This window comes from Streptomyces sp. NPDC047453, from assembly GCF_040643155.1.
Taxonomy (GTDB): Bacteria; Actinomycetota; Actinomycetes; order Streptomycetales; family Streptomycetaceae; genus Streptomyces.
Genome location: NZ_JBEYTS010000034.1, coordinates 41,035 through 53,716 on the forward strand (window position 1 = coordinate 41,035; position 12,682 = coordinate 53,716).

10 protein-coding genes and 2 pseudogenes are annotated in these 12,682 nt (G+C 73.4%); 6 read left to right on the top strand and 6 right to left on the bottom strand.

Going from position 1 to position 12,682, the window contains the following annotated elements; genetic code table 11:
- Window positions 1–73: 73 nt before the first annotated feature.
- Entirely contained in the window at window positions 74–1,108 is a 1,035-nt protein-coding gene (locus tag ABZ818_RS26055; protein ID WP_361419215.1) for a lactonase family protein, read from the top strand.
- A gap of 149 nt (window positions 1,109–1,257) precedes the next feature.
- Here the strand turns inward: ABZ818_RS26055 and ABZ818_RS26060 are convergent, their stop codons facing one another.
- Complete coding sequence (locus tag ABZ818_RS26060) at window positions 1,258–2,181, bottom strand: hypothetical protein (RefSeq protein WP_361419218.1); 924 nt, start codon at window positions 2,179–2,181, stop codon at window positions 1,258–1,260.
- 187 nt (window positions 2,182–2,368) lie between these two features.
- Window positions 2,369–3,361 carry a BadF/BadG/BcrA/BcrD ATPase family protein gene (locus tag ABZ818_RS26065; protein WP_361419221.1) on the bottom strand — a complete coding sequence of 331 codons (993 nt, stop codon included), beginning with the start codon at window positions 3,359–3,361 and terminating at the stop codon, window positions 2,369–2,371.
- A 246-nt stretch (window positions 3,362–3,607) separates the two neighbouring features.
- Here ABZ818_RS26065 and ABZ818_RS26070 point away from each other — a divergent pair, with 246 nt between their 5' ends.
- Both ABZ818_RS26070 and ABZ818_RS26075 read left to right on the top strand, forming a co-directional pair.
- Window positions 3,608–4,285 (top strand): uracil-DNA glycosylase, encoded by a 678-nt coding sequence (locus tag ABZ818_RS26070; protein WP_361419224.1) that lies wholly within the window; start codon window positions 3,608–3,610, stop codon window positions 4,283–4,285.
- Window positions 4,286–4,439: 154 nt separating this feature from the next.
- The gene (locus tag ABZ818_RS26075) at window positions 4,440–5,243 is read left to right on the top strand and encodes an SAM-dependent methyltransferase (RefSeq protein WP_361419227.1); all 804 of its coding nucleotides are present in this window, start codon (window positions 4,440–4,442) and stop codon (window positions 5,241–5,243) included.
- A gap of 9 nt (window positions 5,244–5,252) precedes the next feature.
- Here ABZ818_RS26075 and ABZ818_RS26080 read toward each other — a convergent pair whose 3' ends face one another.
- Window positions 5,253–6,338, bottom strand: coding sequence for an exo-alpha-sialidase (locus ABZ818_RS26080; protein ID WP_361419230.1), 1,086 nt, complete (start codon window positions 6,336–6,338; stop codon window positions 5,253–5,255).
- 284 nt (window positions 6,339–6,622) lie between these two features.
- Between ABZ818_RS26080 and ABZ818_RS26085 the strand changes: the two genes are divergently transcribed.
- On the top strand, window positions 6,623–7,210 hold the full coding sequence (locus tag ABZ818_RS26085) for a hypothetical protein (RefSeq protein WP_361419233.1): 588 nt from the start codon (window positions 6,623–6,625) through the stop codon (window positions 7,208–7,210).
- Window positions 7,211–7,258: 48 nt separating this feature from the next.
- On the opposite strand, the gene ABZ818_RS26090 is transcribed toward ABZ818_RS26085, so the two are convergent.
- Window positions 7,259–8,941: an acyl-CoA dehydrogenase family protein gene (locus ABZ818_RS26090; RefSeq protein WP_361419318.1), complete on the bottom strand. Its 1,683-nt coding sequence runs from the start codon at window positions 8,939–8,941 to the stop codon at window positions 7,259–7,261.
- Window positions 8,942–9,080: 139 nt separating this feature from the next.
- Between ABZ818_RS26090 and ABZ818_RS26095 the strand changes: the two genes are divergently transcribed.
- Window positions 9,081–9,830 carry a PaaX family transcriptional regulator C-terminal domain-containing protein gene (locus tag ABZ818_RS26095; RefSeq protein WP_361419236.1) on the top strand — a complete coding sequence of 250 codons (750 nt, stop codon included), beginning with the start codon at window positions 9,081–9,083 and terminating at the stop codon, window positions 9,828–9,830.
- A 69-nt stretch (window positions 9,831–9,899) separates the two neighbouring features.
- Here ABZ818_RS26095 and ABZ818_RS26100 read toward each other — a convergent pair whose 3' ends face one another.
- Window positions 9,900–10,703 carry a pectate lyase gene (locus ABZ818_RS26100; RefSeq protein WP_361419239.1) on the bottom strand — a complete coding sequence of 268 codons (804 nt, stop codon included), beginning with the start codon at window positions 10,701–10,703 and terminating at the stop codon, window positions 9,900–9,902.
- A gap of 43 nt (window positions 10,704–10,746) precedes the next feature.
- Window positions 10,747–11,333, bottom strand: a pseudogene (locus ABZ818_RS26105) (polysaccharide lyase family 1 protein); the annotation flags it as partial.
- 56 nt (window positions 11,334–11,389) lie between these two features.
- On the opposite strand from ABZ818_RS26105, the pseudogene ABZ818_RS26110 reads away from it, so the two are divergent.
- A pseudogene (locus ABZ818_RS26110) lies at window positions 11,390–12,473 on the top strand (SGNH/GDSL hydrolase family protein); the annotation flags it as partial.
- Window positions 12,474–12,682 lie beyond the last annotated feature (209 nt).

A 12,682-nucleotide genomic window follows, 5' to 3' on the forward strand; every position in this document is an offset into this window, starting at 1 on the left:
CTCAACTTGGTCTAGACCTAGAGGGGGTGACTGCTACCGTCGCTCGGACGGGACGACCGAGAGGGGACCAGTGGTGGCACACGGCGGCAGGCGGCGGGCGTTCATCGGGTCGTTCACGGCGGCGGGAGGGCCCGGGGTCGTCACCGCGGCGGTGTCCGAGGAGGGCGGGGCGCTGACCGTGCTCAGCGGCGTCGACGGCGTCCTCGACCCCTCGTACCTGGCCCTGTCCCGCGACGGCGGCACGCTCTACGCGGTGAGCGAGACGGCCGAGGGCGCCGTGGCGGCCTACCGCGTGAAGGGCGGGACGGTCGAGCTGACCGGCCCGCCGGTGGGTGTCGGCGGCAGCGGCCCCACCCACCTGAGCCTGCTCGACGGGCATCTGCTGACGGCCAACTACGGTTCCGGCAGCGTCAGCGCCGTTCCTGTCCACGCCGACGGGCGCCTCGCCCCGGCCGCCTCGGACGTGCTGCTGCACACCGGCTCGGGCCCGCACGAGCGCCGCCAGCGCGGTCCGCACGCCCACCAGGTCCAGCCGGACCCGAGCGGCCACTGGGCCGTCAGCGTGGACCTCGGCACCGACTCGGTCCGGGTGTGCACGCTGACGGACGGGCGGCTCGCCGTGCACCGGGAGATCGCGCTGCGGCCCGGCTCCGGGCCCCGCCACCTGGCGTTCCACCCGGACGGCGCGTACGCCTACGTGGTCAACGAACTCACGCCCACCGTCACGGTCTGCCGCTGGGACGCCGTCGAGGGCTCGCTCAAGCCTCTGACCGAGAACCCGGTCCTGCCCGACGCCCCGGCCGGTGACGCCTACCCCTCGGGGATCGCGGTCGCGCCGGACGGCCGGTTCCTGTGGACCGCGACGCGCGGCGAGGATGTCCTGTCCGTGTTCGCGGTCGAGGGGGAAGGGGAGCGGCTGCGGCTGGTCGGGAGCGTGCCGTGCGGCGGCCACTGGCCCCGGGCGCTGACCCTGTCCGACGGCTTCCTGTACGTCGCCAACGAGCGCTCCGGGGACGTCACCTGGTTCGCCGTGGACGAGGCGACGGGGCTGCCCGCGCGGGCCGGCGCGATCGAGGTGGCGGCGGCGTCCTGCGTGGTCTTCGGCTGAACGCGCGCACGGGCGCCGGGCGCCCCCGGCGACACGAACGAGACGAACGACCCTGATGGTCCGGTCGGCAGCGCGGTCGGCATGGCGAAGGGCCCGCTCCTCGGCTGGTGAGGAGCGGGCCCTGGTCGTACGGGGTGGGGCTGCGGGCGTCAGCGGGCCGGCGCGCTCTGCGGCTGCTGCGGGGCGATGCCCAGGGCCGTCGTGTAGCTGGCCAGGGCGAGCTTGCCGATCGCCGGGTACGGGCCGAGCGCCTCGGCGGCGGCACAGCCCGCCTCCTCGGCGGCGGCCTGGATCAGCTCCGCTTCGATCTCCGGGCCGATCAGGTACGGCGCCAGGGCGAGCTGCTGGGAGCCGGCGGACCGCAGTTGCTCGGCGACGGAGGCGATCGAGCCGTCCTGGTCGAGAGCGGCCGCCATCACCGGCACGGCGAGGCGGGCGGCGAGCAGCATGCCGGTGATCCCGGCCGCCTGCACGGCTTCCTCGCCGCCCACCGAGGCCAGGATGATCCCGTCCGCCGCGGTGGCCACGGTGAACAGGCGGGCGCGGTCGGCACGAGCCAGGCCCGCCTCCGACAGCCGGACGTGCAGCGCCTCGGCGAGCAGCGGGTGCGGGCCGAGCACGTCGGTCAGCTCGGCGGCGACCCGGCTGTCCATGACGGCCTGGCGGATCCGGCGCAGCAGCGCGTTGTCCGGACCGGCCAGCAGGGGCACCACGACCGCGACCGGGCCGTCGGGCTCCTTGGCGTCCGCTCCGGCGGCGACAGCCTGCTCGTAGCGGGCGGTCCGCTCCTCGGCCGCACGGGTGAGGACGGACTGCACGGTCGGGTGGTCCGCGTCGTCCCCGTCGAGGTAGCCGATCCGGGCGTCGAGTCCGGGCAGCTCGGAGCGGGCGATGCTCACGACCTCCTCAGCGAGGCTCCGCGTGGCGTCGCCAGGGGTGCCCGGAACCGCGAGGACGAGAGCGGGCGCGCCCTCGGGCGCCGCCAGCGGTTCGGGCCGGCGGTGCCGTCCGGGCTGGCGGGGGCGCGGCATTCGTACTGGTAGGCCGGGCGCGGGCCCAGTGGGGGAGCTCATGGCGCCGCATGTTACTGGCTTCCGGGGCTCCCCTGTTCGGGGAGGGTGCAGGTGAGCGGTATCCGTCCGGTTTTGTCTGATGAGTTACGTACGGACACCAAGCGCCGGTGTGGCCCCATCGGACCGGATGGGGACAACTCGGTCGACTCATCGGCGCACTTGTCCGGCAGATGCGGATGTGGGGGGATCAATCCCTTTGTGGGGGTGGTATGTACAGCAACTTCTCATCACTCGGCAGGGCGAGGACGTCTCTGGCCAGGTCGGTCGCGATGCGCACGCAGCCGTGCAGCGGATCGCCCTCGGCGCGCACTCGCCGTGCGTGCGGGAGCCGCTCGCAGAGTTCCTTCTCCAGCGGTATGAGGAGGGGGTCGCCCAGCTTGAACAGGCCGCCGGTGAGCGCGAGCAGCGGCTCTCCCACGGGCGGGCAGACGGCCGCGGCGGACTCGGCCATGTGCCGGGCCGCCGCGCGCAGCACACCGGCCGCGACCGGGTCGACGGCCGCGCAGGCGGCCACCTCGGGTGCGAAGGAGGCCAGGATGGCGGCGCGGTCGGAGCGCGGGTAGAGCTTGCCGGGCAGTTCCGCCATCGGCCCGAATGCTTCCTGGGCGCGGGCCAGCAGCCGCGCCGAGCCGCTGTCCCGACCGTCGTGGGCGCGCAGCGCGGCCTCCAGGCCCGCTCGTCCGATCCAGGCTCCGCTGCCGCAGTCGCCGAGCAGATGCCCCCAGCCGTCCGCGCGCCGCCAGCCCGTGAGGTCGGTGCCGATCGCTATCAGGCCGGTCCCGGCGGCGACGACGGCGCCGGGGCGAGGGCCCAGGGCGCCTGTGTAGGCGGTGACCGCGTCGGCGGCCAGCGCGACCCGGCGCACGCCGAGGTGCCGTGCCAGCGCCTCGGGCAGTTCGGCGCGCAGCGCGTCGCCCAGGGTGGCGAGCCCGGCTGCCCCCAGTACGGCGGTCTCCAGCCGCCCCACTCCGGCCTCGGCGGCCAACGCCCGGGCCATGGGAACGAGTTGGTCCATGAGATGTCCGGGGTCGATGCCCCGCGCGCCGGTGCGTACCGGCTCACCGGACTCCCCTCGCGCCAGCGGCCCGCGCCCGGGCACACCGACGACGGCCCGGAACCCGGAGCCACCCGAGTCCACGGCGAGGAATCCGGCCGTACCGGCCTGTGCGTCCCCGGTCACGGCAGCACCCCGCCCCCGACGGGGTCCGCCGACGTGGGGGAGGGGGACGAGGAGGCGCGGCGCCCGCGAGGGAGCGGCTCGGTCACTGGACGCACCGGGCTTCCCTCCCCCTGACGGCCGGCTGCGTGATCCGCCCGACCGGCTCGATGACTTTGGTGAGGAGGAAGACTAGCGCCGCGGAGGCTCCCCCGCAGCGGCCGGTCCGCGGGCACGGGTTGTCGGTGTGGGCCGCTAGAGTGACGCGGCGTGGCACCACGACCGTTGCATGAACTAGTAGAGGCCGGCTGGGCGAAGGCCCTGGAACCGGTGGCCGGGCGTATCGCGGGCATGGGTGACTTCCTGCGCGCCGAAGTCGCGGCCGGCCGGACGTATCTCCCGGCGGGAGCGAATGTCCTGCGGGCGTTCCAGCAACCCTTCGACGACGTGAGGGTCCTGATCGTCGGTCAGGATCCCTATCCGACGCCGGGAATGGCGATCGGCCTGAGTTTCGCGGTCTCGCCACAGGTGCGGTCGCTGCCGGGCAGCCTGGAGAACATCTACCGGGAGATGAACTCGGATCTGGGCCTGCCCAGGCCCTCCAACGGTGATCTGACCCCGTGGACCCAGCAGGGCGTACTGCTGCTCAACAGGGCGCTCACCACGGCCCCGCGCAAGCCGGGCGCCCACCGCGGCAAGGGCTGGGAGGAGGTCACCGAGCAGGCCATCCGTGCCCTCGTCGCGCGGGAACGGCCGCTGGTGTCGATCCTGTGGGGGCGGGACGCGCGCAACCTGCGCCCCCTGCTCGGCGAGTATCCGGCGATCGAGTCGGCGCACCCTTCGCCGATGTCCGCCGACCGGGGCTTCTTCGGCTCCCGCCCGTTCAGCCGGGCCAACGATCTCCTCCAGCGGCAGGGGGCCGAGCCGGTGGACTGGCGACTGCCCTAGGTCTTGGCCGCCGACGACGAGTGAGTGCCCCGGCCGTGGTCAACGGACCGATCCGGAAAGGCAAGTTCACGGTCGCGGGTCGGTCCGGCTGACAAGGAGGCCCGCCGGCAAGGAAGTTGATCTTGCCGGCGGTCCCGTGTGCGATGCTCTCCCCATGACTGATCGAAGCGACTGGGAAAGCAGACTGCAGACCGATCGACCCCACTCTGCCCGCGTGTGGAACTACCTGCTCGGCGGCAAGGACCACTACCCGGTGGACAGCGAGACCGGCGCCGTGATCCTGCGGATGTTCCCCGAGATCGCGGCCATCGCACGTCAGCAACGGAGCTTCCTGGTACGGGCGGTGCGGTACCTGGCAGGCGAGGCCGGGATCCGCCAGTTCCTCGACATCGGCACCGGGCTGCCCACCGCGAACAACACGCACGAGGTCGCCCAGAGCATCGCGCCCGACAGCAAGATCGTCTACGTCGACAACGACCCCATCGTCCTCGTCCACGCCGAGGCGTTGCTGCGCGGCACGCCCGAGGGCGAGTGCGCCTACCTCGACGCCGACGTGCGCGATCCGCGGAAGATCCTCGCCCAGGCGGCCCAGACACTGGACTTCGACCAGCCCATCGGCCTGATCCTGCTCGGCATCATCGGGCAGGTCCCGGACGAGGAGGAGCCCGAGCGGATCGTGGCCGAGCTGATCGAAGCCCTGCCCCGCGGCAGCTACGTGGCCTTCAGCGACGGCACGGACACCAGCGACGAGCTCAACTCGGCCATCACGGCCTACAACGCGCAGTCCGCCAACTCGTACCACCTGCGCTCGCCCGAGCACATCGGGCGCTTGCTGCGGGGGCTGAGTCTGGTCGAGCCGGGCCTGGTCAGGTCCGCCGACTGGCGCCCGGACCCCGATACCGAGGACATCACTCGCGATCAGGGCCACGCCGTCGCGGCGGTGGGCCTGAAGGAGTAGGAGCCGCTCTCAACCGATGACCGCCGCGCGCACGCAGAGCACGTCGGGCAGGTGCGAGGCCAGTTGCCGCCAGCTGTCCCCGTCGTCCGCCGAGGCGTACACCTCCCCGTTGCGATTGCCGAAGTAGACGCCGGCCGGGTCCGCGTCGTCGGTGCACAGCGCGTCCCGCAGCACCGTGCCGTAATGGTCCTCCGAGGGCAGGCCCGCCGCGAGCGGCTCCCAGCTCCGGCCCGCGTCCTCGGTGCGGAACACACGGCAGCGGCGGTCGGCGGGCACCCGGTCCGCGTCCGCGGTGATCGGGAAGACGTACGCGGTGTCGCCGCGGTGCGGGTGGGCGGCCGCGGCGAAGCCGAACGTGGACGGCAGGCCCTCGCCGATGTCCGTCCAGCGCGCGCCCCCGTCGTCGCTGCGGTACACGCCCCAGTGGTTCTGCAGATACAACCGGTCGAGGTTCTCCGCGTCCTGCGCGACCTTGTGCACGCACTGGCCGAACTCCGGGTTCGGATCCGGCAGGAACACGGCGGACACTCCGGAGTTGGCCGGCGTCCAGCTCACTCCGCCGTCGGCCGTGCGGAACACCCCGGCGGTGGACACGGCGACCGTGACCTTCTGCGGATCGCGCCGGTCCGTCACCACGGTGTGCAGGCCCTCACCGCCGCCACCCGGCACCCACTTCGACCGGGTGGGGTGCTCCCACAGCGGGCGGACCAGCTCGAAGCTCTCGCCGCGGTCCTCCGAGCGGTACAGCGCGGCCGGTTCCGTGCCCGCGTAGACCACGTCGGGCTCGGCGGCGGCCGGGTGCAGTTGCCACACCCGCTCCAGCGAGGCGCCGGTGTCCTTGGGGAACTTCACGGCGGGGCGGGCCGGCTCGGTCCAGGTGCGGCCCAGGTCGTCGGAGTGGAACACCGAGGGGCCCCAGTGCGCGCTGTCCCCGCCGGCCAGCAGCCGCGGGACGGAGCCGCGGACGTCGATGGCGACCGAGTACACGGCCTGGGCGTTGAAGTGGGGACTGTCGTCGAACTCCCAGACGCCGTCCCGTCGCCGCCCGATGAACAAGCCTTTGCGCGTGCCCACGGTGAGCAGTACTTCGGTCATGCCGATCACCTCCGCGAGGTCTTTGTCCGAACCTCTTTGTCCCGGACACCGGCCAGTGTGCACCCCACCACTGACAGTCCTCTCCGCATCGGCGTCGTCGCAGGTCACAGCGGCATGGCTGGGAGCCGGCGCCCGATCGCGCCCGCCGCGGGAGCCGGGGACGGCCGGGCCGCGGCACCCATGGGAGGGCCGGGGCGGGGAATCCGGCGTGAGCATCGGGGAGCCCTCCGCCGTATGGGAGGGCGGTCCGGCAGGTCCGTGCGCTCGTGAGGAGGATGCCGTCGATGGCGTTCCGTGGTCCTGAGGTGTGGCTGTGGCGGTGGCGCCGCAATCCGCTCAAACGCCGCGCCGACATGGTGGAGGCCTGGGTCGTGCTCGGCACTTGGGTGCTCGGTGTCCTCGCCGGGGTGCTCGCCGGATGGACGGTGGCCCGGGGCGCGGAACAGGCCATGGCCCTGGAACCCCTCGCACGGACGCCCACGGTCGCGCGGGTGACCGAGCGGGTGCCCGGCTCGTCCGCCGGGGCCGGCGGGGCTCCCGGCACCGCCCTCCGGGTGTGGGGAAAGGTGCGCTGGACCGCCCCGGACGGCACCGCGCGCAGCGGCTGGGCCCGGGTATGGCCCGGCAGCGCCGCCGGCACCCCGGTCACCGTGTGGACCGACTCCCGGGGCCGGCTGGTGACCGGACCGGCCACGCCCGCCCAGGCCCGCACGCGGGCCGTGATGTCCGGCGGCCTGGTGGGAGTGGGCGCCGCCGCCGTCCCCTTCGTCACCGGCCGCGCCCTGCGCGCCTGTCTGGAACGCCGTCGCCTGGACCAGTGGGACACCGAGTGGGCCCGCTTCGGCCCGCTGTGGAGCCGCAAGGCCTGGTGACCGCCCCCCGGAGTGGCGTGCTGGTGCCTGGAGACGCCCGGCGCGGCCCTAACCCGGAAGTGACCGTTCCAGAATGGCGTCGACGTCCGCGCTGTCCGGCAGCGTGCCGAAGGAGTGGCCCCAGTCGCCGCCCAGCCGGGTCGCGCAGAAGGCGTCGGCGACGGCGGACGGGGCGTGCCGCACGAGCAGGGAGGCCTGCAGGGTCAGGGCCATGAGCTCGACCAGGCGGCGGGCGCCGGCCGGAGAGGCCTCGCCCAGACCCGTCCGGAGCCGGGTCACGGCAGCGTCCAGGCGGGCGTCGGCACCGCGGGCCAGGTCGAGTTCGGCGAACAGCGCCTCCGCGGTGCCGGGCTCCCGGCCGAGCGCCCGCAGGACGTCCAGGGCGTTGACGTTCCCCGAGCCCTCCCAGATCGACAGCAGCGGCGCCTCCCGGTAGTGCCGGGGCATCCCGGACTCCTCGACGTAGCCGTTGCCGCCCAGGCACTCCAGGGCCTCCGCCGTGAAGGCGGGCCCCCGCTTGGTGACCCAGAACTTGCCGACCGCGGTCGCGATCCTCCGGAACGCGGCCTCGTCACCCCCGCCGCCCGCGCGTACCGTCCGGTCGGCCGCACCGGCCAGCCGCAGCGTGAGCGTCGTCGCGGCCTCGGACTCCAGCGCCAGGTCGGCCAGCACGTTCCGCATCAGCGGCTGGTCGATGAGCAGCGCGCCGAAGGCGCCGCGGTGCCGCACGTGGTGGCACGCCTCGACGAGTGTCTTGCGCATGAGCGCCGCCGACATCATCACGCAGTCCAGGCGCGTGCAGTTGACCATCTCGATGATCGTCTTGACGCCCCGCCCCTCGGGCCCGACCAGCCAGGCCACCGTCCCGTCGAACTCCGGCTCGGAGGAGGCGTTCGACCGGTTGCCCAGCTTGTCCTTGAGCCGCTGGATGCGGAAGGTGTTGCGGCTGCCGTCGGGCAGGACGCGCGGCACCAGGAAGCAGGACAGCCCGCCCGGAGCCTGGGCGAGCACCAGGAAGACGTCGCACATGGGCGCCGAGGTGAACCACTTGTGCCCGCGCAGGGTGTACACCCCGGGCTCCGCGGTCGGCGTGGCCGTCGTGGTGTTCGTCCGTACGTCCGAGCCGCCCTGCTTCTCGGTCATCCCCATACCCGCCAGCAGGCCCTGCTTCTCGGCCGGCACCCGCAGCCCCGGCTCGTACACCCGGGCGGCCAGCAGCGGTTCGTACACGGCGGCCAGTTCCGGCTGGGCGCGCAGGGCGGGTACGGCGGCGTACGTCATCGACGTCGGGCAGCCGTGCCCGGCGTCCGTGTGCCCCCACACCAGGCCGCCGGCGCTGCGGGCCACGTGCGCGCCGGGCCGCTCGTCCGCCCAGGGGGCGCCGGCCAGGCCCTCGGCGACCGCCGTCCTCATCAGGTGGTGCCAGGCGGGGTGGAAGTCGACCTCGTCGATCCGGTTGCCGTAGCGGTCGTGGGTGCGCAGTTCCGGCTCGTGCCGGTTGGCCTGGTCGGCCCACTCCTGCGCCTGAACGCTCCCGGCCAGCGTCCCGAGCCGCCGCATGTCCTCCTCGGCCCAGCCCGCGCCCTCCCTGCGCAACCCCTCCAGCAGCGCCGCGTCGTCGGACGCGTCGTAGGGCGCCAGAGGAGGGGCCTGGTTGGTGACGGCGTGCGCGGCGTCCTGCCCGTGCGGCCCGGGGCGCGGTTCGAGCGGCGCCTCTCCGTCCGGGCGCATCGCCGGTCCCTGCCGCACCTGCTGTGCCTGTCGTTCCTGCTGCTCGTGCGCGAGTGTCGAGGCCATGGCGTCCATGTTGCATCGTTGCTGCGGTCGCAGCAATAGTGCAACATGGCGGGTGTACGTACAGTACGTGACCATGAACGCCTCCCAGGAGCCGGCCGGGGCCGGGCTGCGCCCGCTGTCCGCGCGGTCGGTCGTCCTGAGCCTGCTGCTGGGCACGCACCCGCCCGAACTGCCGGTGAAGGACCTCGTACGGGCGGTCGAACCCTTCGGGATCGGCGGATCCACCCTGCGCGCGGCCCTGAGCCGGATGGTGGCCGCCGGAGACCTGCGACGCTCCGACACCGTCCACGGCCTCAGCGACCGGCTGCTGGAGCGCCAGCGGCGCCAGGACGCGGCCGTGCACCCCGAGACGTGCCCCTGGGACGGGGAGTGGGAGATGGTCGTCGTGACGGCGACCGGCCGCGAGCCCGCCGAACGCGCCGAGCTGCGCGCCCGGTTGACGGCTCTCCGGCTTGCCGAACTCCGCGAGGGCGTCTGGCTGCGCCCCGCCAATCTGCGCCGCCCCTGGCCGGGCGGACCGTCCCCGGTGGTCCGGCGTTTCACCGCCCGGCCCGAAGAGCCCGCCGCCGACCTGGCCGCGCGCCTGTGGCCGGTCGACGGCTGGGCGGCGACCGCCCGCACGCTGCTCGATCTTGTCGCGCGCACGGACCGGCCCGCCGACCGCTTCACCGCCCTCGCGGCCGTCGTACGGCACCTGCTGGCCGACCCCGTGCTGCCGGCGCCCCTGCTGCCCGCGCACTGGCCGGGCCCGGCGCTGCGCACCGTGTACACCGACTGCCGGCGGGAGTTGACCGAGGAGATGCTCGGACATGCGAGGCGGTGAGCGTACGGCGGTCGCGCGCGCGGCGCCCTCGGGCACACCGCGCGCGACCGCGCTCTCACCGCGTCGGCGTCACTTGTACGTGATGTCGGACGCCGCGTACTTGCAGTACGTGCCGTCGGCGTCCGTGCCGCCCTTGGTCGGCTCGGCGCCCGTGTTGTTCCCGGTGTACCCCTGGCAGGGGATGATCTTCTTGCCGGAGTCCCCGCTGATGGTGATCTTCTTCAGGGAGGCGCTGTCCCCGTAGTTGGTGTTGATGCCGGCGATCCGGCCGCCCTTGTAGGTGGCCTCGATCGTGTTGAGATTGATGGTCCGCTTGTACTGCGTCTTGCAGTTGCCGCACGAGCGGACGAAGGTGCCGAAGTTCTGCACCGCGAAGTTCGACACGTTCAGCGTGCCGGCGCCGTTGAACTGGAAGACCTTGTCGCCGGCCTCCTTCGCGCCGCCGCCGGAGACGGTGTAGACGTTCGAGGACGAGGAGCCGAGGAACGTCGCGGCGTCCTCGCCGACGTCCTCCCACCAGACGTTCTGGAGCGTGCAGCTGCCCAGGCAGTGGATGCCGTCGGCGGCGGGGGAGCCGATGATGACGTTCTTCACGACGGCGCCGGCGGCCAGTTCCAGGATCGGCTTCTGGTTCTCCTCCTGGCCGCCGGTGCCCAGGGCCCCGCTGCCGTACAGACGCGTCATCCCGTAGTCCTTGGTGCCGGACACCGGGATGGTGGCGGAAACCGCCTGACTGCCGTTGGCGGAGGGCCAGGTGGCGGCGCTCGCCGAAGGCGCTCCTTCAGTCATGAGCATCGCAAGCGAGAGGCCGAGTGCGGCCAGGCCCCCGGTCAGTGCGCGCCGTGGCAGGCGCGGTCGTGCTGCGGACGTCATGTCCTTGTTCCTTCCGTGCGGTCGGGTGATGGCCGGGCGGCGGTCAGATCTTCCCGGTGCCCGCGCCCGCGGTCACCGAGGAGGCCACGCCGGAGGCGGCCTCTGCCGTGTAGCTGTACGGAGGGCTGGTGAAGGAGCCGGTCTGCGACACCTCGGTCGCGGCGCCGCCGAGGTCGTTGCCCCGCAGGTTGGCGTAACCGTCCTGCGTGCTGTCCCGGTTGGTGGTGACGGCGACCGACGTGCTGCGGATGACATTGTTCTCGACCAGCATCTGGGCGCCCATGCGCGAGTGCACGGCGGTCTCGGCGCCCACGACGTAGTTGTCGTAGAAGTGCCCCGTGCCGAAACGCAGGCTCGGTATGCGGGAGTTGACGTTGTTGAACCAGTCGTGGTGGTACGTCACCCGCAGATGCCCGGTGTCCTCGTCGCGTTGCTGTCGCTGTGGCCGACCAGCGAGCCCTTGTAGTGGTCCTTGAAGGTGTTCCAGGACACCGTGACGTAGTCGGAGGCGTGCGAGACGTCGAGCAGGCCGTCGTAGTAGTCCTTGCCGTGGTCGCGGTCGGAGGACAGGGAGTTGTGGTCGATCCAGACCTTGGCCGAGCCCTGGACGGTGATCGCGTCCGTGCCTGGTGCGTGGGCCGGACCGCGTGACCGCCGCCGACCGGCCGCCGGCCGCGGCCGCACGGCACTGGGTGAACACCTGGACGGCGATGCCGCAGCTCACCGAGCCCGACAACCTGCCGCCGGCGCCCTTCACCGGCGACCGCGCCGTCCTCGTCGACACCACCGTGCGGCAGACGCTGCGCGTCTCCACCGGCGGCCACCGCCTCCGGCTGTGCTTCTTCAACGCCTTCGGTGACACCCCGGCGGGCGTCGACGACCGTGCCCACCGGGGCCCAGGTCGTCTCCGACCCGCTGGACCTCGACCTGCGCGCCGCGTCCACCCTCACCGTGACGGCGTACCTGGCCGAGGGTCAGCCCTCCCTCGCGCTCACCTCCCACCCGGGCTCGCGCACGACGTCGTACCTCGTCCACGGCGACCACACCCGGGACGTCGATCTGGCCGGGGCGACCCCGGTCGACCACTGGTACCTGATCAGCGACGTCGAGGTGGAGGCCAAGGCCTCGACCGAGGCCGTGGCGATACTCGGCGACTCGCTCACCGACGGGCGCGGCTCCACCACCAACGGCAACGACCGCTGGCCCGACCAGCTCTACGACCGGCTCCGCTCCCGCCCCGCCACCGCGGACCTCGCCGTCCTGAACCAGGCCGCCGAGGGCAACCGCGTCCTGAACGACGGCCTCGGCCCCAACGTCCTCGCCCGCCTCGACCGCGACATCCTCTCGCGCAGCGGCGTCGCCTGGCTGATCGTCTTCGAGGGCGTCAACGACATCGGCACCGCCGACGCCACCCCGGCCGCCCAGCGCCGGGTCACCGAGGGCCTGATCGCCGCCTACCAGCAGATCGTGGTGCGCGCCCACGCCCAGGGCATCCGTGTCTACGGCGCCACCCTGCTGCCGTTCGGCGGCAACGACTCCTACGACGACCCGGCGGGCCTGCGGGAGAAGTCCCGCCAGGCGGTCAACGCCTGGATCCGGGCGAGCGGGCACTTCGACGCGCTCATCGACTTCGACCGCGCGGTCCGCGACCCCGGGCAGCCGAGCCGGCTGCGGCCCGACCTCCACGCCGGGGACTGGCTGCACCTCAACCCGCAGGGCTACGGGCTCCTCGCCGGCGCGGTCCCCGGGGGGCTCTTCCGCCACTCCTGACGCGGGAGACGGACGGCTCCGCCGTCGGGCTGCCGGGCGCCGGCCGTCGGGGCGGGCGCCTGTCGGCCCTTCGGGTGGGGGCTCGGTGCGGCGGGTGCACCTGTGCGGGTGGGGTCTTTGTTGCCTCCGGGGGCCTCTGTTTCTGGTGTGGGGGAGGGGCGGCTCGCCCGTTGGGCTGTTGGGTGTCGGCCTTTCGGGCGGGGTGTCTG